Genomic DNA, 21,878 nt, shown 5'->3' with positions numbered 1-21,878 from the left:
ATTGAGGGGGCACATATGGACACTAAGTTTACAGTGGCTTTGCATATTTTAGCTATGATTAGTGAGAGTGAAGAAACGTTGAGTTCTCAGACTTTAGCAGAGAGTGTTGGAACAAACCCTAGTTATATTCGTAAAGTAATCGTCCTTTTGAAAAATGCAGCGCTTATTCAATCGCAACAAGGACGCTCTGGATATCAATTAAGCAAGTCGCCAGAACAGATGTCTTTACTTGAGATATACTTTGCCACTCAAGAAATTAACAAGATTACACTTTTTGAAATTCCACAAAATATTAATCAAAATTGTCCAGTTGGTCAGCATATGGAAGGGGCAATAAAGCCGATCTTTTCGAATATTGAGCAACAGTTGGAAGAAGAACTATCTCGTCAAACACTTGACGATGTGATTGACAATCTTTATAAAACCGCAAATAGATCACGAATCTGACTTGTCAGTAAGTCAGATTTTAATTCAAATAACATGTTCTTGTATTGGATACAAGAACAACAAAAGGAGAAATATTATGTCATATATTACAACAAAAAATAGTTATATCACTGTTAATGGGAATCAGATTGCTTATCGTGAAGTAGGGAAGGGTAAGTCAGACTTACCGCTTGTGATGCTCGTTCATCTTGCTGCAACACTTGATAACTGGGATCCTAAGTTATTAGATTTAATTTCTGAAAAACATCATGTTATTGTGCTTGACTTGCCAGGTGTGGGAGCCAGTGAAGGTAAAGTAGCAGATACAATTCCAGGTATGGCTGTACAGACAATCGAAATCATTCGAGCGTTGGGATATGACAAGATTAACTTACTTGGATTATCTATGGGTGGCATGATTGCCCAGGAAATAATCAGAGCCAATAATCAACTGGTTCATCGTTTGATTCTAGCTGGTACAGCACCACGTGGTGGCATGGAAGTGGATAAGGTCACTGGGAAGACATTCAAATTTATGATCAAAGCCGCTATTAAGAAAGTAGATCCGAAGCGTTATATATTCTACAACCACGATGAAGAAGGTGGGCGAGAAGCTGAGAAAGTCCTTAATCGTATGGGAGAACGTTCTAAAGCATTCACTGATAAAGAGATGAATGTACCGGGTTTCTTAACACAATTAAAAGCCATTAAACGTTGGGGTAAGTCTGAAAAGGATGATTTACAGTATATTACACAGCCTACTTTAATTGTTAATGGAGATCACGATATGCAAGTGCCAACAGTCAACTCATATCATATGAACGATAAGATTACGGATAGTAGCGTCATTATCTACCCTAATGCAGGACATGGCTCAATTTTTCAATATGCAGAAGTATTTTCACAAGAATTGATTAATTTTTTAGGAGAATAAAGAAATGAAGACAATTATTATAACTGGTTCAACAGATGGAATTGGTAAGCATTTAGCTAAAAAACTTGCAGCAGAGGGGCATCAATTGATTATTCACGGTAGAAACCATAAGAAATTGGAAGCAACTTTATCTGAGATTAAGGCATTATCTCCCCAAGGGACTGTGACTGCTTATCGCGCTGATTTTTCTAAAATGGATGAAGTATATGACTTTGTTAATCATATAAAAGATGACTTTGACAAGATTGATGTACTCTTTAACAATGCCGGGCTTTATGCAGGAACTGAACGTACGGCGACGGCTGAGAATATCGAATTGACATTTATGTTGTCAGTACAAGTTCCATATATTTTAGCCACAGAACTTCGCCCATTATTAGATAAGGCGTCAGAAGGCCGTATTATCAATACATCATCATATATGCATCATTTTGCAAAGGTAAGAGATTTGGACTTTGGTTTTGAAAAGAAATATAGTCCAGGTCTTGCTTATAACAATGCGAAGCTCTACACGATCTGGTTAACGCGCTATCTTGCACAAAAACTTCAGCGAGAGGGTTCAAATATTACAGTCAATACGTACCATCCAGGTCTTATTTCTACTAATCTTGGCATGGATTCTAGTGATCAAAAAGTACAGAAATCATTTTTCGGCCGATTTATGAAATCTATGTCTAAAGATGTAGACCAAGGCATTGAAACGGGATACTATTTGACTTTATCAGAAAATGTTTCATCGATAACAGGTGCATATTTTGATGGTAAAAAGTTAAAGCGTGTTTCTAACAAAGGCTATAACGATGATAAAGTAAAGAAATTAATAGATTACTGTGATCAGGTGATTGCAGCTTATCGGAAGGGATTACTATGAACAAAATATTATTAGAAGAACTGGTCTTGCCTAACGGTGTGAAAATAAAAAACCGCTTTTTTAAGTCTGCAATGAGTGAAACGATGGGAGATAAAGAGAACAATCCGAGTGATGAGTTGATTGCTTTATATAAGCATTGGTCTAAGCAGTCAATGGGTGTCATAGTGAGCGGGAATATCATGGTCGACAGACGTTATTTAGCAGAACCGGGCAACATCGTATTGGATGATCAATCAGACATATCAGCATTTTCAAAATGGGCTGAGGCAGGAAAAGCGCAAGGCGTGCCTATGTGGCTCCAACTCAATCATCCGGGAAAACAGATGTATCGATCTATGAATCAGGTGCCGATTGCTCCGAGTGCAGTCCCTATCTCTGGAAGTGCTAAGTCTGCCTTTCGACCACCACGTCAAATGAGTACATTTGAAATTAAAGAAACGATTAAAAAATTTGTTTCAGCAGGCATTAAGGCGAAGGAAGCAGGATTTACAGGGGTTCAAATTCATGCGGCTCACGGATATCTTGTGAACCAATTCTTATCACCAGCAGATAACCAACGTACAGACCGCTATGGTGGTAGTTTAGAAAATCGTATGCGTTTTTTAATTGAAATTTATCAAGGTTTACGAGAAAATTTAGGGTCAGATTTCACAATTGCATTAAAGCTAAATGCTTCTGATTTCAAAGAGACTGGTTTTGGCTTTGAAGATTGTCAACAAGTCGTTAAAACAATGTCTGAGTTAGGCATTGATTTAATTGAAATTTCTGGTGGGAACTATGAGGCACCAGTATTTGGAAGTGAACATGAAAATGGAGCAAGCTTTTTAAGTTATGCTGTTGCCTTATCGGAGTTAACGAATGTGCCCATTGTTTCGACGGGAGGCTTTCGTCAAAAAGATCAAATGGAAGAAGCGATTGAAAATGGTGTGTCAATGATTGGTTTGGCAAGACCTTTCGTTCTACAATCGGACTTAGTTGAAGTTTATCAAAGAACGGGTAATATAAACTTGTCAACACCACGATTAACGACTAAAATCCCTCAGATTGATCAAGTGTTGGGTGCGATTATTGGTGTGAGTTACTATGAGGCGCAGATGAAAAGAATAGGACGTCAAAGAAATGTCAAGATTAGCACCAATGCATGGCCATACCTATTACAGACAATCAAAGCACATGGATTAACAGCATTGAAACCGAGAAGACGATAAGCAATTGGTTTTGAACAGATAAGAAGGTTTGAATGCTAGTTATCAGCTTTCCAATGCATCAATTTAATATGTTTCAGATCCATCTATGTACAAAAATACACCCCGAAAAATTGAATGATGAATTCAATTTTTCGGGGTGTATTTCATTATGATTAGCGTTATTTACGACACTGCTGTGATGCATGAAGTTGCTTGGGTGCACCATCAACTCGTTCTGGATGGCTGTAAATATTGAAGTGACCTTCTCTCACAAAACCAATAGCTGTAATATTTAAATCTTGTGCAAGTTGGACAGCAAGTGTTGTTGGTGCTGACTTAGAAATAATCATCCCTACACCGATTTTAGCTGCTTTAATTAATATTTCAGAAGAGATACGCCCACTAAAAATTAAGATTTTATCACGTACAGAAATATGACGTTTAATGCAGTAGCCGTATAATTTATCAAGCGCATTATGACGACCAATATCTTGGCGATGAACATAGAATGCGTTGCCGTCACTAATGGCTGCATTATGTAGTCCCCCAGTAGCAATGAACGTCTTACTGTGTGCTTGTAGTTGTGCCATCATGTGAAGTATTTGGGACGGCGACAATTGTATCGTAGACATAGATGTTTTGGCGATAGCAGCATCATTTTGAAAATAAAACTCTCTACTTTTACCACAACAGGAAGCGACCATTCGCTTGGTTGAAAGATAGTTTGCCTGTTCGATATCTGTTGTGACTTTTACATGTGCATAGCCACGCTGATCATCCAGTTCAAGTTGCAACAAATCTTCACGTTTGAAAATGACACCTTCAGATGCTAAAAAACCTAACACAAGTTCTTCTAAGTTGTTCGGACTACAAATAATCGTCGCAAACTCGTGCCCATTTACGATGACTGTCAACGGGAACTCTTTTACATAGTCGTCAGTTGTTTCGATTAGTTCACCATCTTGGTAGCGTATCATTGTTTGATTATAGCGAATATCGTGATCCATGTATAAGCCCCCTTTTCTCTACCGGTTTCCCCGTTTTCTATTACTATTAGTTTAAGTGTTTTTCTATAAATTTGAAAGGCTTTAAGAAATAATATGTAATAAAAAATAGCCTTTTTAATAGGGCATTTGCTAAAATGATGAATAAGAGATTGTTACATTTAAAAGGAGTTGTTCATGTTGAAATCCAAATTCTTATGGGGCATATGTATGTTGCTTGTTTTCGTATTGTCAGCATGTAGTGCATCACAATCTGAAGACAACAATAAAAATGAAAAAGATCAAATCACTGTTTCAGCAGCAGCGAGTTTAACAGATGTGACAAAAGAGTTGGAAACTGCCTTCCATAAACAGCATAAAGATATCGATGTAGCATTTAACTATGGTGGCTCAGGCGCACTCAGACAACAAATTGAAAAAGGTGCCCCTTCAGATATATTGATGTCTGCAAATACGAAAGATATTGATGCATTGAAAAAGCAAGGGAAAGTGATAGATACATATGATTATGCAACAAATAAGTTAGTATTGATTAGGCAACAGGGTAGTAAGCTTAAAAGTGTTGAAGATTTACAGGAGACAGATCAGTTGGCGTTAGGTGAAGTCGAATCCGTGCCAGCCGGTAAATATGCCAAACAATATTTAGAAGATCATAAGTTATGGGATACCGTTGTCTCAAAAATTGTCTATGCGAAAGATGTTCATGAAGTACTCAACTATGTAGATAAGGGGAATGCACAACTTGGCTTTGTTTATCAGACAGATTTATATGTAGGGGACAAACAACAAAAAGGTGTCGAAAAAGTGATGAATGCCGACTTGCAACAGCCAATTACCTACCGTATGGGACTTGTGACAGATAATAAAGCTGCAAAAGAATGGATGACATTTATGCAGTCAGATGAAGCGAAACAAATTTTAAAAAAATATCATTTTGAAGTTTAGGTGACACATTTATGTCAGAACTTACACCGTTTTGGATCTCATTACGTGTGGCAATGATCAGTACATTGATTGTAGTAATTCTTGCCACATTACTAGCCAAAATTCTATATAACAAACAAGGACGTTTGATAAAGTTTTGTGAGAGTCTTGTGCTCTTACCTATTGTATTACCACCAACAGTGATGGGGTTCTTACTCCTTATTTTATTTTCTGTAAATGGACCAGTAGGCTATTTTTTAACAGAGGTATTAGGGGTTAAAGTTGTGTTTACATTGACTGGTGCCGTTATTGCATCGGTGATTGTGAGTTTCCCATTAATGTACCAACATGCTGTACAAGGTTTTCGTAGTATTGATGATAAGATGTTGAACACAGCGCGAACGATGGGCGCTTCTGAACGTAAAATATTCTATCGTTTGATTTTACCTTTATCAAAACGAGCGCTTATTTCAGGAACGATGATGGCATTTGCCCGTGCTATTGGTGAATTTGGTGCCACACTCATGATTGCAGGATATATTCCGGGTAAAACCAATACACTGTCTTTAGAAATTTACTTTCTTGTTCAACAAGGACGAGAAAATCAAGCGTGGCTATGGGTGCTGATTCTTGTTGCCTTTGCAGTAACAGTAATGGGAACGATGAATATGCTTAATAAAGACCGATATCGTGAGGTGAGATAGGTGCTAGATATTCATTTGGAAAAGCGTATCAATGATAAAAATATTGCATTTCAAATAACAACAGATGCACCTAAGATTTATGCGTTGCGGGGTGTATCAGGTATCGGTAAAACAACATGTCTCAATATGATTGCGGGTATTCAATTGCCGGATAAAGGCTGGGTACGTATCAATGGAAGAACCGTTGTAGATACTGCACACAAAATTGACACGCCGATTAGAGAACGTCATATCGGCTACCTTTTTCAAGATTATCAACTGTTTCCCCATATGACAATCCGACAAAATATCACCTTTATGACAGAGTTTAATACACATATTGATAAGCTTGTTGATACACTTAAAATCACGCACATTTTGGATGCGTATCCGCTGAGATGTTCAGGTGGAGAGAAGCAACGTGCCGCTTTAGCGAGAGCCTTGAGTACAAAACCTGATTTATTATTATTAGACGAACCTTTTTCTAGTTTAGATGATGTTTCTAAACAAGAGAGCATGATGCTCGTTCAACATATTTTTGAAACGTGGCAAATTCCAATTATTTTTGTCACACACTCTCAGAGGGAAGCGCAACAACTGGCACATGAAATCATTACAATAGAATAAGAATCATTGAGGTACATGTACGATGACGCACATGTACCTTATTTGTTTTTATGTGTATCGAATCAGGCTACATATGATAGATTTTGAAAGATGAAATGATTCAGCGATGTGTATATTGAGAAACTTAGGGAAAACACTGAATGAATGTATTGAAATGCCTAATTGTCGCATAGTTACTGATACGTTTTAATTGATTGAGAGTATAGGTGTAACACCGTATAATGAGAAGAGACTAATAAAGTAAGAAAGGTTAAGAACCATGACACATAATCGTTATTCACGACAAATACTGTTTGATGGCATCGGTCAAGACGGACAGGAGAAGATTAATCGCAAGTCTGCATTGATCATAGGAATGGGCGCATTAGGTACACATCTGGCTGAAGGACTTGTACGTGCAGGAATTGGAAAACTTCATATTGTGGATCGCGATTATATTGAGTATTCGAACTTACAGCGTCAAACACTCTTTACAGAAGATGATGCACGCCAACAAATGCCGAAAGTGATTGCGGCAAAAAGTGCATTGCAAGCCATTCGTGAAGATGTTGAAATTGTCACGTATATCGATCATGTAGATGGTGTCTTTCTCAATGAGCTAGTCGCACAAGTAGATATCATATTGGATGCCACAGATAACTTTGAGACACGTATGATGATCAATGATGTTGCTTTTGCTCGTCAAAAGCCGTGGGTATACGGTGGTGTGGTGCGCAGTACATATGTTGAAGCAGCGTTTATTCCAGGACAAACACCGTGTTTTCAATGTTTAATCCCACAGATTCCTGCCATGAATCTTACGTGTGACACAGTAGGGGTCATTCAACCGGCTGTGACGATGACGACAAGCTTACAGTTGAGAGATGCATTAAAAATATTAACAGAAACACCGATAGAGCCTAAGTTGACGTACGGTGATATTTGGGACGGTTCACACTATGTGTTCGGATTTGGTCGCATGCAGCGTAAAGCATGTACAACTTGCGGTGAACATCCTGAATATCCGTATTTGAACCATACAGCCACACAATACGCTGCGATGTGTGGTCGTGATACAGTTCAATATCAACATGAAGGTTTAACATATGAACAGTTAGTGGAGTATTTAACCACACGTCATATTGCTTATCATTCAAACGGATATTTATTGCAGTTTGAATATGATGGTTACCGCATCGTCGCATTTCAAAATGGACGCCTATTGATACACGGTATGAAAGAAGTTAAACAAGCGAAGAAGTTGATTCATCAATTATTTGGTTAATATGAATGAGGAGGTTGTCACATGCATACAAATGTAAAGTTAGATAGAGATATACGTTGTGCAGTATTAACCGTGTCAGATACACGTACTGTTGAGACGGATAAAGGTGGACAATTGGTTAAAACATTGTTGGAAACAATTAATACAGAGATTCAACCTGATCATTACTGTATCGTAAAAGATGATAAAGATGAGATTCAAGCACAACTTGATAAGTGGTTAGCAGAAGATGTTGAAGTCATTATTACAACAGGTGGCACAGGAATTGCACCACGTGATGTCACAATCGAAACAGTTTCTCCGATGTTGACGAAAGAAATAGAAGGTTTTGGCGAATTATTCCGATACTTGAGTTACGTTGAAGATGTCGGTACACGAGCATTATTATCTCGTGCAGTCGGTGGAACGATTGGGAACAAGTTGATTTTCTGCTTGCCAGGTTCTACGGGGGCTGTCAAGCTTGGTTTAAACAAATTAATCCTTCCCGAACTAAACCATCTTATCCATGAAATGAATAAGTAATGTAAGAGGCTGTGAAAGAAGCGTTCAGGGATTGAGCAGAACCCGAACAGCGAACAAAATCGCTTTCTGGATTTTGGAGAGCTGTGAAGTTCTGTCGAAAGCCCTGCTTCTGGAACACTGACAGAAGAGGTTGTGAAAGAAGCGTTCAGGGATTGAGCAGAACCCGAACAGCGAACAAAATCGCTTTCTGGATTTTGGAGAGCTGTGAAGTTCTGTCGAAAGCCCTGCTTCTGGAACACTGACAGAAGAGGTTGTGAAAGAAGCGTTCAGGGATTGAGCAGAATAAAAAAACTGAAACAAAGCGATATTGATACGCTCTGTTTCAGTTTGAAAGTAATGGAGGGCTGTTTGACTAACGTTGGAAGTCAGACTTACCGCCGGTCTTTTTGACAAGATATGTTTCGCCGATAATCATCCCTTTATCTACGGCTTTGCACATGTCGTAAATTGTAAGTGCTGTGGCAGATGCAGCTGTTAATGCTTCCATTTCAACGCCTGTACGTCCAGTCGTTGAGACAGTTGTTTCGATTTGAAGAATAAATTGGTCATCTGAAGTATCCCAATCAAAGGCAACGTCAACGCCTGATATCGGAAGTGGATGACACATTGGAATGATAGATGAAGTATTTTTAGCAGCCATAATACCCGCTATTTGGGCAGTGTTTAGGACATTTCCTTTTTTATTTGTATTTTCTGCAATCTGTTGATAAATCGTATGATTGACAGTAATGCTTGAACGTGCAATCGCAGTTCTTTTCGTAATAGACTTATCAGAAACATCTACCATTTTAGCATTTCCTTGTTTATTAATATGAGTAAATTCAGCCATGTTATTCCTCCTTTAATATGCAAGGTAAGTATAGCATGAATTATAAAAATTGTTAGGAGTGAATGGGTTATGCCAGTTGAAAAGAGACACCCAATTCCAGTAAAAGAAGCGATTCATCGTGTACTACAACAAGAAATTTATACGTCATCTGAACGTATGAGCTTATATGAGTGTGAAGGGTATATCCTTGCTGAAGATATCGTTGCTACCTACGATATTCCACGCTTTGATAAGTCCCCATATGATGGTTTTGCAATCCGCAGTGAAGATTCACAAGGTGCAAGTCAAGAGCATCGTATTGCCTTTCAAGTGATTGATCACATTGGTGCGGGGACTGTTTCAGCAAAAACATTAGAACCCGGACAAGCGGTACGTATCATGACTGGTGCACAAATTCCTGCCGGAGCAGATGCGGTTGTCATGCTTGAGCAAACAGTAGAAACGGAAGATGGATTTACGCTGCGTAAGTCATTCAAGCATTTGGAGAATATCTCGCTTCAAGGTGAAGAAACGGCAACGGGTGACGTTGTTTTACACAAAGGGCAACGCATCAATGCAGGAGCTGTTGCGGTTTTAGCAACATTTGGTTATTCGGAAGTACCTGTTTTTCGCAAACCAACTGCTGCAATTATTGCAACGGGAAGCGAATTGTTAGAAGTAGAAGATGATTTGGAACCTGGCAAGATCAGAAATTCAAATGGACCGATGATTGCTGCGTTATTACAAAGAGAAGGTGTTCAAGTAGAGCGCTACCGCATACAAGTCGATGATTATGAGAGTAGCTTGGCTGTTGTGAAGTCAGCGCTTGAAAAACACGACATGGTTATCACAACAGGTGGCGTTTCAGTCGGAGACTTTGACTATTTGCCAGACATTTATCGTGCACTTGAAGCAGAAGTGTTGTTTAACAAAGTAGCTATGAGACCAGGTAGCGTAACAACAGTTGCTGTTGCACATGGAAAATATTTATTTGGCCTTTCAGGTAATCCTTCTGCTTGTTATTCAGGTTTTGAATTATTCACGAAACCAGCGATTTACCATATGATGGGTGCAACACGTTATTATCCAGCGATTGTACGCGCAACATTGATGGCTGACTTCAAGAAAGCAAATCCATTTACACGCTTTGTACGTGCAGACGTCACAATGACGGGGAGAGAGATGACAGTCAAACCATCAGGATTTAACAAGTCAGGTGCTGTGGTATCAATTGCACATAGCAACGGAATGATGATGTTGCCTGGTGGCACGAGAGGTTATCAAATCGGACATGAAGTAGAAGTACTTTTAACATCCCCTGAGACGTATCAACAGGAGTTGTACTTATGATTTTGCAAATCGTTGGCTATAAAAATAGTGGGAAAACGACGCTGATGACCCACACAGTTCAACGGTTAAAGCAATGGGGATACTCGGTCGTGACTGTGAAACATCATGGACATGTAGGCGAAGAGATTACATTGCCTGACGCAACGGTAGATCATATGCGCCATTTTGAAGCGGGTGCTGACCAAAGTATCGTTCAAGGACATGATTATATTGAAACGATTCAACGCAATCACTATCCAGCACTTGAGACTTTGCTGGCTGAATGTGTTACGATGGACGACAGTATTATTTTGATTGAAGGCTATAAACGGGCAACTTACCCTAAGGTGATTGTCTATAAAAATAAAGAAGATTTAGATGCATTGCGCCAACTTGAAAATGTACAATTTTCGATGCAATGGCAGTCAGGTGGATTCGATGAAACAAGCTACGATAAGTGGCTGAAACAATGGATCCGAGAAGGTGAAGGAGAGATAAGATGAAACAATTTGAAGTGACAACTGCGTCGATTGAACCTGAACAATACCGTCAGTGGACATTGAATGAAAAGCAAGGCGCTGTTGTTGTATTTACAGGACATGTTCGAGAATGGACGAAAGGGATTCGTACGGAACATCTTGAATACGAGGCATATGTTCCAATGGCGGAGAAAAAGTTGGCACAAATTGGTGATGAAATAAGTGAGCGCTGGCCGGGAACAGTCACTGCAATTGTACATCGTATCGGTGCACTGGCAATCTCCGACATTGCGGTATGTATCAGTGTCTCTTCACCACACCGAAAAGATGCCTATGCTGCAAATGAATATGCGATAGAACGCATTAAAGAAGTGGTGCCTATTTGGAAGAAAGAAATATGGGAAGATGGTGCTGAATGGCAAGGACATCAGCGCGGTTACCATGAAGATGCCGTCAAGAAGGGAGATAATCAGTCGTGAAAATATTGTATTTTGCAGAGATAAAAGAAAAGTTAGATCGTGCGGAAGATACATTTCATTTTGATTATGAAATCAGTGTGACTGAATTAAAAAAACATTTATACGAGACTTATCCTGTCATTCAAGGGAAGTCTTTCCAAGTGGCGATTAATGAAGAATTCGTACAAGAAGATGCGGTTGTTAGACCGGATGATATTGTTGCATTAATTCCACCGGTTAGTGGAGGTTAAACGACAACAATGAAAGCAATTATATTAGCGGGCGGTCAATCAACGCGCTTTGGCAACCCGAAAGCATTTGCAACGATTCAAGGTGAGTTGTTTTATCAGCGACTTGTTCAGACGTTGCAATCAACAAATATGTTCAGTGAGATTATGATCAGTAGTAATACACAGTTAGCAGGACAATTTGAAGATGTACGGGTTGTTATTGATCAAGAAGCACAAAAAGATAAAGGACCGCTGGCAGGGATATATAGTGTGATGCAGCAAGATGATGAAGACCTTTACTTTGTCATCTCTGTTGACACGCCAATGGTTAGCCAAAAAGCAATTAGTTGTTTATATCAATTTATGGTTTCAAACTTAATTGAATCACAACTCGATATTGCTGGTTTTGCTTCAGAAGGGTATCCAATTCCAACGATTGCCTTCTACCATCGTCGTGTTGAACCCATCATTGAAGACGTGTTATGGACAGATGATTTGAGTATGAAACATGTTTATGCGCAAGTGTCATCTAAATGGTTAGATGTCAGTGAGATTGATAGTCCGGAATATTGGTACTACAATGTAAATTATCCGAGTGATTTGGAGAAGCTGGAAGAAGTATTGGCACAATAAGAAGCGAAGGAGGGCGCAAGATGACAGAACAAATATTAGATAAATTAGGCCGACCGATACGTGATTTGCGCATTTCCGTTACAGATCGCTGTAACTTCCGCTGTGATTACTGCATGCCTAAAGAAATCTTCGGTGATGATTACGCATTTTTGCCTAAAAATGAATTGCTGACATTTGAAGAGATTGTCCGTGTCACACGCATTTATGCAAAACTGGGTGTTAAGAAGGTTCGAATCACGGGTGGGGAGCCATTGTTAAGACGTGATTTGGATCAATTAATTGCACAAATCAATGATATTGAAGGTATTGAAGATATCGGATTAACGACAAATGGATTGTTGTTAAAAAAACATGGACAGAAATTGTATGATGCTGGATTACGTCGTATCAATGTAAGTTTGGATGCGATTGATGACGAACTCTTTCAATCTATAAATAATCGCAATATTAAAGCGTCAACGATTATCGATCAAATAGACTATGCGGTACAACTCGGTTTTGAAGTGAAAGTAAATGTCGTAGTCCAAAAAGGGATCAATGATGATCAGATTGTTCCAATGATTGCTTTCTTCAAAGATAGAGATGTTACAATACGTTTTATTGAATTTATGGATGTCGGTAATGATAACGGCTGGGATTTCAGTAAAGTAGTGACAAAAGATGAAATGTTAACAATGATACAAGAAGCCTTTGAAATAGAGCCGGTTGCACCAAGATACTATGGAGAAGTAGCGAAGTATTATCGTCATGTCGGTGCAAAATCTAAGTTTGGTTTGATTACGAGTGTTTCAGAATCATTCTGTTCAACATGTACGAGAGCACGGTTGTCTTCTGACGGTAAGTTTTACGGGTGCTTGTTCAGTACCGTTGAAGGTTTTGATGTTAGAAACCTGTTGAGAAGTGATGCTTCAGATGAATCGGTTAAAGACACATTAAAAGGTTTGTGGAACATTCGAACTGACCGTTATTCAGATGAACGTACGGAACAGACAGTTAAAAATAGACGCAAAAAGAAAATCAATATGAACTATATTGGTGGTTAATCTTTGGATGCACTTTGTATGAAGATAGATAGTTCTATCTTGCAAGGTGCATCTTTGTTTTGGAGATAATGCATGAAAATAAAATTGAAATTATCATATGAATCAAGCGATAGTAAATAATTTTTGTTAGAATAGAAACAAGTAAATGACGTGAGGAGTGATGAGATGGTCGATATCGAGTTTGATCACATGATTCATTACATAGATGGTTTAGAACACTTTGAATTTCCTGGGAAATATTTAGAAATTCAAAAAGGCGGTCGCCACGAAAATCTTGGAACGTTCAATCGACTCGTTCACATTAATTTAAGTTATATTGAGCTATTAGATATTTTTGATCAAGGAAAAATGAAACATCAGTCAAAAACGCAAGAAGGTAAATATTCATTTGCGACGTCTATCATTCAGAATGGTTACAAGCAAGGTTTTAAAAAGATATGTTTTAGAACACACGATATTTATAAGTTAAAAGAAGACTTTTTAGCACGTGGACTTGAAGTTGTAGGACCTGTCAAAATGACACGTCAAAATAAAAAAGGACATGAAATTCATTGGCAACTGTTATATGTGAATGATCATCAATTTGATGTGATGATGCCATTTTTCATTCAGTGGGATAAATCTGATGAAGACCGAGAAGCCGATTTGAGAGATACTTTTCAAACACACTTGGATATTGATATGATTGAATTTCACTCACACCAACGTCAAACAATGACTGAGAATTGGCAGAAATGGTTTGATATGGATATTGTTGAGAAGTCCAATAAGTATACAATACTTGAGAGTCCGGCTAAAAAAGTTAAATTTAAAATTGTAGAAGGTAAAGATGACCGCATTGAAGGGATTCATTTTATCGATCAGACGATTCAGGCACCGATATTAATTCGAACACGTGGCGCAAGCTATCATTTCAAACCAGAAGAGAGATAAATAGAAAGAAAAAACTAAAGGAGCTTTAAATCATGAAATTGATGAATATTACCGATCAGGCGCATGATGCGTTTGTTAAGGCACATCCTAATGGTGACTTATTACAGTTAACACAGTGGGGTGAAACGAAAAAGCTGACAGGTTGGTATACGAAACGCATCGCTGTCGGCGAAAATGGTGAAGTACAAGGTGTTGCACAATTATTGTTCAAAAAGATTCCACGCACACCGTTTACACTGTGTTATGCATCAAGAGGGTTTGTTGTCGACTATGATAATCAACTTGCTGTGAAAACATTATTGGCTGAAGCAATCAAAATAGCTAAACAAGAGAAAGCTTATACGATTAAAATTGATCCAGACGTAGAGGTCGAACAAGGGATGACGACGGTTCAAGATTTGAAAGCGTTAGGCTTTAAGCATAAAGGGTTCAAAGATGGTTTATCTAAAGATTATATTCAACCACGAATGACGATGATTACCCCGATTGATAAGTCGGATGAAGAATTGATTAAAAGTTTTCAAACAAACAACCGCACAAAAGTCCGTGCCTCAATGAAAAGAGGGACGACGGTTGAAATTGCTGGGCGTGAACAATTGCGTATTTTCGCTGACCTGATGAAAGAAACGGGTGAACGTGACGGCTTCTTAACACGTGATGTTTCATACTTTGAAACGATTTATGATGCGCTTCATCCAGATGGTGATGCTGAACTATTTCTTGTTAAGCTTGATCCGAAACATGTACTTGATGTGTTGGGTAGTGAAGCGGAACAGTTGAAAACGGAAGAGACTGCTTTGTTAGGGAAGAATCAAGACAACAAAAAAGTCCGCAATAAGTTAAAAGATGTGCAGTTGCAGTTATCGAAAAAGCAAGAAGCCATTGCTGAGATGGAAACACTTGCTGAGAAACATCCAGAAGGTCTATATTTATCAGGGGCGTTACTGATGTTTTGTGGTAAGAAGGCATATTATTTATACGGTGCTTCTTCTAACCAGTATCGAAAGTTTATGCCAAACCATCATATGCAAATTGCTATGATGAAATATGCGCGTGATAAAGGTGCGACAACATATGACTTTGGTGGTACAGACAATGCGCCAGATAAAGATTCTGATCACTATGGTTTGTGGGAATTTAAACGCTTGTGGGGAACATATTTAAGTGAAAAAATTGGAGAGTTCGACTATGTGCTAAATCCAATCTTATATCGCATGATTGAGCAATTCAAACCACAATTGACGCAATTAAAAATTAAAGTCGTACGTCAGATTAAAGCCCGCAAAAAGTAATTGATTAAAATGTGTCCATCTCATATTGAATCTGTGATAGAACAAATATGAGATGGGCTTTTTTGTAGCTTAATAAGTATAAAAAAAGTACAATGTAAAATGTTGTATAAAACATATAAAAGGAGGCGTAAGCACACGTGGTTAAAAAGTTAATAGATTTTTCATTATCTAATAAGTTTGCCATTACATTGATGGTATTGCTTGTCATATTAGGTGGTGTTTTTGCGAGCTATAAGATGAAGTTAGAGCTTTTGCCAGATACAGAACCACCTATGTTAACAATCACAACAGCAATGCCCGGTGCCACACCTGAAACGGTGATGAAAGAAGTGAGCGATCCGATAGACGAAGCGATACGTGGCATGTCGGATGTATCAAGTGTTAAAACAGAATCTCTTGCTAACGCATCGTTGATAACAGTTAACTTTAATGAACAAACAGATATGGATCATGCAGAGCAAGAGATAGATAAAGTTTTAAAAAAACTGGAATTTGAAGAAGGTGTTGAAAAGCCAGAAATTCAACGTAATTCACTGTACGCATTTCCAGTTGTTGCATATTCTATATTGCACGAAAAAAATGATATTGAACAAAGTACAAAAGATGTCGAAAACAATTTGATTCCAAAACTTCAAGAAATCGACGGTGTCCAACGTGCGACAGTGAACGGTCAAACGAGCCGACAAGTAAATGTTGAATTTGATGATAAAAAGTTAGGGGCTGTTGGTCTTAACCAAAAACAAGTCATCGATTATATTGAAGCAGCGACAAAAGAAGTACCATTAGGGCTGTTTCAATTTGGAGATACGGAAAAGTCGATTGTGATTGACGGACAATTCGCTTCAGTAGATGCTTTGGAAAATATGGATATTCCATTATCGATTGCGCAGCAGGGAGAGCAAGGACAAAGCCCTGCATCTTCAAGTCAATCATCGCAAGATAACGGCACACAACCGCAAACTGTGACATTAAAGGATGTCGCCAAAGTATCATTAGTGAATGAACGTGCATCAATATCTAGAACGAATGGTAAGGATGCGGTTGACATTCAAGTCGTTAAAGCGCAAGATGCCAATACCGTTGCTGTCGCAAAAGAAGTCGATAAAGCTATCGACCGTTTTGTAAAGCAACATCCTGACTTAAAATCAATTCAAATTATGGACACAGCCAAGCCGATTCAAGATGCGTTAAATACGATGATTGAAAAAGCATTAATCGGTTCTATCGTTGCTGTCATCGTCATTATGTTGTTTTTACGCAACTTCCGTATGACAGCTATTTCAGTTGTATCAATTCCTTTGTCAATTCTTATCGCAATGATTGCGTTGAAATTGACAGATGTTTCACTAAATATTTTAACATTAGGTGCTTTAACCGTTGCTATCGGTCGTGTTATTGACGATTCCATTGTTGTCATTGAAAACATTTACCGTCGACTGACAAGGTTGGATGAGCGGTTGTCAGGGGATGCACTGATTGTTTCTGCGACAAAAGAAGTGTTCATTCCGATTATGTCGTCAACGATTGTAACGATTGTCGTCTTTGCACCACTTGCCTTTGTAACAGGAATGGTCGGGGAAATGTTCCGCCCGTTTGCTTACGCTGTAACGTTTAGCTTGTTAGCATCATTATTAGTGTCGATTACAATTGTGCCTGTTTTAGGGTCCGTATTCTTCAAGCGTGGTCTTCCAAGTAAAAAAACGGAACATGTGGGTGTGATGAGTCGTTATTATAAACGCATCTTAAGTTGGAGTTTAGACCATAAGTGGATTGTGATGATTGTCAGTACATTACTGTTAGTTGGAAGTATCGGATTAGGTGCGATGAAAGTAGGTACAAGCTTTATTTCTACGGGTGAAGATAAGTTCATGGCGTTAACGTATTCGCCAAAACCGGGTGAAACGGAAGGAAGTGTACTGAAACATGCTGAAGATGTGGAACGCTACTTACAAAAGAATAAGTATGTTGATAATGTACAATATTCTGTTGGGGGTGCTTCTCCAGTCGATCCAACAGGAAGTACGAACAGCATGGCATTGATGGTACAGTATGATTCAAAGACGCCCAAGTTTGACGAAGAGCCACAACGTGTGTTGAATCATATTGCAACATATAAACATCCGGGTGATTGGAAAAACTTAGATATGAGTACAGGCGCAACATCTAATGAAGTGACAGTTCAAGTGACAGGACCTTCGCCAGAGCGCATTGAAGGAACGGTCGATAAAGTTGAGCAAGAAATGAAGAAGTTGAATGGTTTGACAAACGTAAAGTCTGACTTGGCGAAAACATATGAGCAGTTTAAGGTGAAGGTTGACTCTAAGAAAGCCGGAGAATACGGCATCACAGCTGGACAGTTAGCGATGATGTTAAATGAGAATGTACCTGACACGACTGTGACGAAAGTGAAAGATGCCGAACAGACGTATGACGTTGTTGTGAAGCAAGAAAAAGAAACCCAATGGACGCAGCAAAAACTGGAAGAGACACCCTTACCATCTGCTACTGGTGATTCTCTCACACTAAGCGATATCGCAACACTCGAGAAGACAACCACACCGAATAAGCTCATCAAACAAAGTGGAGATTATGCTACGACAGTGTCGGGTAAAATCACCAATGATGATGTAGGTGCTGTTTCTCAAGATGTGATGAATGTATTGAATAAGATTGAACAGCCTGATGATGTGAAAACGTCAATGGGTGGTACGAATGAAGATATCGAGTCTGCGTTTACACAGTTAGGCTTAGCGATGCTTGCGGCGATTATGATTGTCTATCTCGTTCTAGTATTGACGTTTAAAGGTGGTCTTGCGCCATTTACGATTCTCTTCTCGCTGCCATATACAATTATCGGTGTCGTTTTAGCATTGATTGCAACGGGGGAAACATTGTCTGTTCCTAGTATGATTGGTATGCTGATGTTAATCGGTATCGTTGTGACGAATGCAATCGTCTTAATTGACCGTGTTATCAATAATGAAGCTGCTGGTATGTCAATGAAAGAAGCATTAATAGAAGCGGGTGGAACGAGAATTCGTCCAATCTTAATGACTGCAATCGCAACAATCGGTGCACTCTTACCGATGTTGTTTGGACAAGACAGTTCAGTGCTTATCTCTAAAGGTTTGGCTGCAACCGTTATCGGTGGTTTATTGTCATCAACACTGTTAACGTTGGTTGTTGTACCAGTCATTTATGAAGTGATTTTTACGATTAAAAATAGATTGACGAAAAAGTCTGAAAACATTGACGTAGATTAATTCCTTCTGTAAGATAAAAATATTATAAAATCTCGATCATGAGATAGGGGAGCTGGGGCATAAGTGTGTCTCAGCTTCTCATTACATACGGGGGGATTACATGGCTTATACAAGTATTTTGGGACAAATTCCAGATAGTTATTTTGGTAAGACAATGGGACGTAAGGTGACACATGGACCACTACCATTGATTAATTTGGCAGTCGGTATACCAGATGCAGATACACCGCAACGTATTTTAGACGCACTCGCAGAAGCGATTATCAAGCCTGAAAATCAGAAATATTTAGCTTTTCAAGGGAAGGCACACTTTAAAAAAGCAATTGTCGATTTTTATCAACGTCATTTTGGTGTCACATTAGACCCAGAGACAGAAGTTTGCCTTTTTTATGGAACAAAAAATGGGCTTGTGGCTATACCGACTTGTACGATTGAACCGGGAGATGAAGTGTTATTACCTGATCCGGGTTATACAGATTATGAAGCGGGAGTACACCTAGCGCATGGTATTCCTAAACGCTTGAAGTTATCACCTGAGCAACACTACTTGCCACAATGGGATAAGGTCGACACGACGAATACGAAGTTAGTCTATTTAACATACCCAAACAATCCAACGGGTTCTGTGGCAACGCCGGAATTTTTCCAAGAAACGATTGATCGATTTAAAGGAACTAAGACAAAGATTGTACATGACTTTGCCTACCAAGCGTTTGGATTCGATGCGCCGAATCCAAGTATATTGGCTGCGAATGGGGCAAAAGATGTTGCGGTAGAAGTTTTTTCTTTCTCGAAAGGGTATAATATGTCGGGATATCGAGTGGGTTTTGCGGTTGGGAACTCAGAGATTATCGCAAACTTACAAAAGTATCATACGCATACCCAAGCGGGGATGTATGGTGCGCTGCAAGATGCTTGTACAGTTGCTCTAAACGAATGTGATGATGTATTAGAGTTACAGAGAGAAGTTTTTAGTCGACGCCGTGATATCATTGAAGCCAAATTAACGCAACATAATATACCGCACGAACCAATCAAAGGTGGTATCTTCTTATGGTTGAAATGTCCGCCCAATATGACGAGTGATGCATTCATCACATATTTATTAGAAGAATTATCCATTTTAGCAGCGCCTGGTCATCCTTTTGGAGAAGAAGGAGAAGGATATGTACGCGTTTCGTTTGCGATAGATGAAAAACAACTTGAGCAAGCACTAGAAAGACTAGTTACATTGGATTCGCTTTACCAAGAGTAAAATGCATAAATAAGACCCTTATTCAGTACATTTGTAACTGATAAGGGCTTTTTATGTACGACATTATACGAGAATAATCGTAACGCCAATGTAGATGACTAAAATAAGCAAAGTCATCATATTTAAAATTTGGACACCTTTCGCATCTTTTTTATGATGTTTGAATGCAGTTATTTCTACATTGCCGATGAGCATTAGTAAGACGGCAACTAACCACCAAACTTGTGATGGATAATATAGTAGAGAAGTTGTTACAACGATAATTAGTAAGACAGCCATCAACAGGCGCAAAATCTTCGGTAGCAACATATCTAACTTGAAAATGCTAATATATGCCACGATGAGATACATCAATGGCAATAGAATAAGATAAGTTAACATTAGGATACATCCTTTCTATAAACGAGCCTAATATCTGCGTGTATATGGAGCATAGTAAAGCTGGCTTGATGCCAATGGCTGACTATGCATTGAAAATGGCTTATTGCTGTAGCTTTGCACGTACTTCAGCAATTTGTTGTTCGATTGATTCGAGTTGCTTAATTAACGGATCAACTTGTTGTGATGTTGATTCGCGTTTTTCTAAATCTCCTTGCAAGCGGATGTAATCCATTTTGAGTTCTTGTAATTGTTGCTCTAAGTCCATACAACATCCTCCTTGTATCAATTGTCATCATTATAGCATGTTACCATTGTAATATTAAAACGTTTTACTGTACGATATGAGCTGTAATCATTAGTAGAAAAGGGGAAGAGACATGACTGCAAACTTTTTAATCATATTATTATTGATCACATTAGGATACATATTGAAACGAATGAGATATATTTCAGGACAAGACAGTCGTGTCATATCGACCATCGTACTAAATGTCACCTTGCCATCGGTTGTCATCGTCAATTTGAATGATGTGACGTTAACCCCTTCGTTATCCATTTTGCCAGTCATGATGATTCTATACGGAACTATCACAAAAATTCTGATTGTGATGCTGTTTTTAAAGTATAACAACGAAGTGCGAGGGACGGTAGCAATTATGATAGGGAGTCTCAATATTGGAATATTTGCCTATCCACTCGTTCAACAAATATGGCCTGATGTCGGATTGATTTATTTTGGAATGGCTGACATCGGGGGTGCTGTTGTTATGTTTGGAATGACTTACTTTGCGGCATCATATTTTAAAAATATGAGTGGTGGATTGAACCCAAAGAGAGTGTTGAAAAACTTAGCGACATCTATTCCTTTGATGACGTATGTTGTAATGTTGCTACTCAACATATTCAATCTAAGCCTTCCGCAAGAGAGTATTCGTTTTTTTGATGTATTAGCTGCAGCAAACTTACCGCTCTCTATGATTTTATTAGGTGTCTTGATTGATTTTAGATTGGATAGACGCTACTTACCGATTACACTGAAATACTTAGGACTGTACTATGGGTTTGGTTTATTATTCGGTACACTCGTTTACTACTTGTTGCCTGTATCGGACGACATGATAAAGACAACACTACAACTAATCTGGCTAATGCCAGTCGGGGTTGCAGCGCTGTCTTATGCTGTACAATTTCGCTATCGGACACTTCCAGTTATCGCGATGGCGAGTAATATTACGATTGTGATTAGTATTATCACACTCTATGTGTATCAATACTTATTTGTACCCACATAATATTGTATGAATAGTTTCATACGCAATCGAACAATGATGC

General features: G+C 38.7%; 24 protein-coding genes. 20 read left to right on the top strand and 4 right to left on the bottom strand.

The window, feature by feature from the left end:
* Window positions 1-15: 15 nt before the first annotated feature.
* From C7J88_RS05630 to C7J88_RS05615, 4 genes are all read left to right on the top strand, one after another.
* Complete coding sequence (locus tag C7J88_RS05630) at window positions 16-447, top strand: Rrf2 family transcriptional regulator (RefSeq protein WP_095117648.1); 432 nt, start codon at window positions 16-18, stop codon at window positions 445-447.
* A gap of 76 nt (window positions 448-523) precedes the next feature.
* Complete coding sequence (locus C7J88_RS05625; RefSeq protein WP_095117647.1) at window positions 524-1,360, top strand: alpha/beta fold hydrolase; 837 nt, start codon at window positions 524-526, stop codon at window positions 1,358-1,360.
* A gap of 4 nt (window positions 1,361-1,364) precedes the next feature.
* A complete protein-coding gene (locus C7J88_RS05620; protein ID WP_095117646.1) occupies window positions 1,365-2,231 on the top strand; it encodes an SDR family NAD(P)-dependent oxidoreductase in 867 nt (288 codons plus the stop codon).
* Window positions 2,228-3,439 (top strand): NADH:flavin oxidoreductase/NADH oxidase family protein, encoded by a 1,212-nt coding sequence (locus C7J88_RS05615; RefSeq protein ID WP_095117645.1) that lies wholly within the window; start codon window positions 2,228-2,230, stop codon window positions 3,437-3,439. Before C7J88_RS05620 ends, C7J88_RS05615 begins: the two co-directional genes overlap by 4 nt.
* 158 nt (window positions 3,440-3,597) lie before the next feature.
* Here C7J88_RS05615 and fdhD read toward each other — a convergent pair whose 3' ends face one another.
* A complete protein-coding gene (gene fdhD, locus C7J88_RS05610) occupies window positions 3,598-4,425 on the bottom strand; it encodes a formate dehydrogenase accessory sulfurtransferase FdhD (protein ID WP_095117644.1) in 828 nt (275 codons plus the stop codon).
* A gap of 177 nt (window positions 4,426-4,602) precedes the next feature.
* Between fdhD and modA the strand changes: the two genes are divergently transcribed.
* From modA to C7J88_RS05585, 5 genes are all read left to right on the top strand, one after another.
* Window positions 4,603-5,367 carry a molybdate ABC transporter substrate-binding protein gene (gene modA / locus C7J88_RS05605; RefSeq protein WP_229709401.1) on the top strand — a complete coding sequence of 255 codons (765 nt, stop codon included), beginning with the start codon at window positions 4,603-4,605 and terminating at the stop codon, window positions 5,365-5,367.
* Between the two features lie 11 nt (window positions 5,368-5,378).
* Window positions 5,379-6,050, top strand: a complete 672-nt coding sequence (gene modB / locus C7J88_RS05600) for a molybdate ABC transporter permease subunit (protein ID WP_095117642.1) — start codon at window positions 5,379-5,381, stop codon at window positions 6,048-6,050.
* Entirely contained in the window at window positions 6,051-6,656 is a 606-nt protein-coding gene (locus tag C7J88_RS05595) for an ATP-binding cassette domain-containing protein (protein WP_095117641.1), read from the top strand. It abuts the gene before it with no gap.
* Between the two features lie 259 nt (window positions 6,657-6,915).
* Window positions 6,916-7,920, top strand: a complete 1,005-nt coding sequence (locus tag C7J88_RS05590) for a ThiF family adenylyltransferase (protein WP_095117640.1) — start codon at window positions 6,916-6,918, stop codon at window positions 7,918-7,920.
* Window positions 7,921-7,941: 21 nt separating this feature from the next.
* Entirely contained in the window at window positions 7,942-8,442 is a 501-nt protein-coding gene (locus C7J88_RS05585; RefSeq protein ID WP_095117639.1) for a MogA/MoaB family molybdenum cofactor biosynthesis protein, read from the top strand.
* A gap of 352 nt (window positions 8,443-8,794) precedes the next feature.
* Here the strand turns inward: C7J88_RS05585 and moaC are convergent, their stop codons facing one another.
* Window positions 8,795-9,271: a cyclic pyranopterin monophosphate synthase MoaC gene (moaC, locus tag C7J88_RS05580; protein WP_095117638.1), complete on the bottom strand. Its 477-nt coding sequence runs from the start codon at window positions 9,269-9,271 to the stop codon at window positions 8,795-8,797.
* Window positions 9,272-9,340: 69 nt separating this feature from the next.
* Here moaC and C7J88_RS05575 point away from each other — a divergent pair, with 69 nt between their 5' ends.
* The 10 genes from C7J88_RS05575 (at window position 9,341) to C7J88_RS05530 (ending at window position 20,165) form a co-directional block, all read left to right on the top strand.
* Window positions 9,341-10,600: a molybdopterin molybdotransferase MoeA gene (locus C7J88_RS05575; RefSeq protein WP_095117637.1), complete on the top strand. Its 1,260-nt coding sequence runs from the start codon at window positions 9,341-9,343 to the stop codon at window positions 10,598-10,600.
* Entirely contained in the window at window positions 10,597-11,082 is a 486-nt protein-coding gene (gene mobB / locus C7J88_RS05570) for a molybdopterin-guanine dinucleotide biosynthesis protein B (RefSeq protein ID WP_095117636.1), read from the top strand. Before C7J88_RS05575 ends, mobB begins: the two co-directional genes overlap by 4 nt.
* Complete coding sequence (locus tag C7J88_RS05565) at window positions 11,079-11,537, top strand: molybdenum cofactor biosynthesis protein MoaE (RefSeq protein ID WP_095117635.1); 459 nt, start codon at window positions 11,079-11,081, stop codon at window positions 11,535-11,537. The genes mobB and C7J88_RS05565 overlap by 4 nt, the downstream gene beginning before the upstream one ends.
* Window positions 11,534-11,767: a molybdopterin converting factor subunit 1 gene (moaD, locus tag C7J88_RS05560; protein ID WP_095117634.1), complete on the top strand. Its 234-nt coding sequence runs from the start codon at window positions 11,534-11,536 to the stop codon at window positions 11,765-11,767. The genes C7J88_RS05565 and moaD overlap by 4 nt, the downstream gene beginning before the upstream one ends.
* A 9-nt stretch (window positions 11,768-11,776) precedes the next feature.
* Entirely contained in the window at window positions 11,777-12,379 is a 603-nt protein-coding gene (gene mobA, locus C7J88_RS05555) for a molybdenum cofactor guanylyltransferase MobA (RefSeq protein WP_095117633.1), read from the top strand.
* A 20-nt stretch (window positions 12,380-12,399) separates the two neighbouring features.
* The gene (moaA, locus tag C7J88_RS05550) at window positions 12,400-13,422 is read left to right on the top strand and encodes a GTP 3',8-cyclase MoaA (protein WP_095117632.1); all 1,023 of its coding nucleotides are present in this window, start codon (window positions 12,400-12,402) and stop codon (window positions 13,420-13,422) included.
* A 165-nt stretch (window positions 13,423-13,587) separates the two neighbouring features.
* Window positions 13,588-14,355 (top strand): VOC family protein, encoded by a 768-nt coding sequence (locus C7J88_RS05545; protein ID WP_095117631.1) that lies wholly within the window; start codon window positions 13,588-13,590, stop codon window positions 14,353-14,355.
* Between the two features lie 32 nt (window positions 14,356-14,387).
* The gene (locus C7J88_RS05540) at window positions 14,388-15,647 is read left to right on the top strand and encodes a lipid II:glycine glycyltransferase FemX (protein ID WP_095117630.1); all 1,260 of its coding nucleotides are present in this window, start codon (window positions 14,388-14,390) and stop codon (window positions 15,645-15,647) included.
* A 137-nt stretch (window positions 15,648-15,784) separates the two neighbouring features.
* The gene (locus C7J88_RS05535) at window positions 15,785-18,910 is read left to right on the top strand and encodes an efflux RND transporter permease subunit (RefSeq protein WP_095117629.1); all 3,126 of its coding nucleotides are present in this window, start codon (window positions 15,785-15,787) and stop codon (window positions 18,908-18,910) included.
* 100 nt (window positions 18,911-19,010) lie between these two features.
* Complete coding sequence (locus C7J88_RS05530) at window positions 19,011-20,165, top strand: aminotransferase class I/II-fold pyridoxal phosphate-dependent enzyme (protein ID WP_095117628.1); 1,155 nt, start codon at window positions 19,011-19,013, stop codon at window positions 20,163-20,165.
* Between the two features lie 63 nt (window positions 20,166-20,228).
* Here the strand turns inward: C7J88_RS05530 and mspA are convergent, their stop codons facing one another.
* Both mspA and C7J88_RS10540 read right to left on the bottom strand, forming a co-directional pair.
* Window positions 20,229-20,546 (bottom strand): membrane stabilizing protein MspA, encoded by a 318-nt coding sequence (gene mspA, locus C7J88_RS05525; RefSeq protein ID WP_095117627.1) that lies wholly within the window; start codon window positions 20,544-20,546, stop codon window positions 20,229-20,231.
* Window positions 20,547-20,646: 100 nt separating this feature from the next.
* Window positions 20,647-20,811: an SE1832 family protein gene (locus C7J88_RS10540; RefSeq protein WP_095117626.1), complete on the bottom strand. Its 165-nt coding sequence runs from the start codon at window positions 20,809-20,811 to the stop codon at window positions 20,647-20,649.
* 112 nt (window positions 20,812-20,923) lie between these two features.
* On the opposite strand from C7J88_RS10540, the gene C7J88_RS05520 reads away from it, so the two are divergent.
* Window positions 20,924-21,838, top strand: coding sequence for an AEC family transporter (locus tag C7J88_RS05520; RefSeq protein WP_095117625.1), 915 nt, complete (start codon window positions 20,924-20,926; stop codon window positions 21,836-21,838).
* Window positions 21,839-21,878: the final 40 nt, after the last annotated feature.

The organism is Staphylococcus muscae, from assembly GCF_003019275.1.
GTDB lineage: Bacteria > Bacillota > Bacilli > Staphylococcales > Staphylococcaceae > Staphylococcus > Staphylococcus muscae.
This window is presented reverse-complemented; position numbering and strand designations above follow the sequence as displayed.

What these genes read in the sequence shown, in the direction of transcription:
- C7J88_RS05630 (WP_095117648.1), top strand. Translation starts at nt 16, where the DNA reads ATGGACACTAAGTTTACAGTGGCTTTGCATATTTTAGCTATGATTAGT.
- C7J88_RS05625 (WP_095117647.1), top strand. Translation starts at nt 524, where the DNA reads ATGTCATATATTACAACAAAAAATAGTTATATCACTGTTAATGGGAAT.
- C7J88_RS05620 (WP_095117646.1), top strand. Translation starts at nt 1,365, where the DNA reads ATGAAGACAATTATTATAACTGGTTCAACAGATGGAATTGGTAAGCAT.
- C7J88_RS05615 (WP_095117645.1), top strand. Translation starts at nt 2,228, where the DNA reads ATGAACAAAATATTATTAGAAGAACTGGTCTTGCCTAACGGTGTGAAA.
- fdhD (WP_095117644.1), bottom strand. Translation starts at nt 4,425, where the DNA reads ATGGATCACGATATTCGCTATAATCAAACAATGATACGCTACCAAGAT.
- modB (WP_095117642.1), top strand. Translation starts at nt 5,379, where the DNA reads ATGTCAGAACTTACACCGTTTTGGATCTCATTACGTGTGGCAATGATC.
- C7J88_RS05590 (WP_095117640.1), top strand. Translation starts at nt 6,916, where the DNA reads ATGACACATAATCGTTATTCACGACAAATACTGTTTGATGGCATCGGT.
- C7J88_RS05585 (WP_095117639.1), top strand. Translation starts at nt 7,942, where the DNA reads ATGCATACAAATGTAAAGTTAGATAGAGATATACGTTGTGCAGTATTA.
- moaC (WP_095117638.1), bottom strand. Translation starts at nt 9,271, where the DNA reads ATGGCTGAATTTACTCATATTAATAAACAAGGAAATGCTAAAATGGTA.
- C7J88_RS05575 (WP_095117637.1), top strand. Translation starts at nt 9,341, where the DNA reads ATGCCAGTTGAAAAGAGACACCCAATTCCAGTAAAAGAAGCGATTCAT.
- mobB (WP_095117636.1), top strand. Translation starts at nt 10,597, where the DNA reads ATGATTTTGCAAATCGTTGGCTATAAAAATAGTGGGAAAACGACGCTG.
- C7J88_RS05565 (WP_095117635.1), top strand. Translation starts at nt 11,079, where the DNA reads ATGAAACAATTTGAAGTGACAACTGCGTCGATTGAACCTGAACAATAC.
- mobA (WP_095117633.1), top strand. Translation starts at nt 11,777, where the DNA reads ATGAAAGCAATTATATTAGCGGGCGGTCAATCAACGCGCTTTGGCAAC.
- moaA (WP_095117632.1), top strand. Translation starts at nt 12,400, where the DNA reads ATGACAGAACAAATATTAGATAAATTAGGCCGACCGATACGTGATTTG.
- C7J88_RS05545 (WP_095117631.1), top strand. Translation starts at nt 13,588, where the DNA reads ATGGTCGATATCGAGTTTGATCACATGATTCATTACATAGATGGTTTA.
- C7J88_RS05540 (WP_095117630.1), top strand. Translation starts at nt 14,388, where the DNA reads ATGAAATTGATGAATATTACCGATCAGGCGCATGATGCGTTTGTTAAG.
- C7J88_RS05530 (WP_095117628.1), top strand. Translation starts at nt 19,011, where the DNA reads ATGGCTTATACAAGTATTTTGGGACAAATTCCAGATAGTTATTTTGGT.
- mspA (WP_095117627.1), bottom strand. Translation starts at nt 20,546, where the DNA reads ATGTTAACTTATCTTATTCTATTGCCATTGATGTATCTCATCGTGGCA.
- C7J88_RS10540 (WP_095117626.1), bottom strand. Translation starts at nt 20,811, where the DNA reads ATGGACTTAGAGCAACAATTACAAGAACTCAAAATGGATTACATCCGC.
- C7J88_RS05520 (WP_095117625.1), top strand. Translation starts at nt 20,924, where the DNA reads ATGACTGCAAACTTTTTAATCATATTATTATTGATCACATTAGGATAC.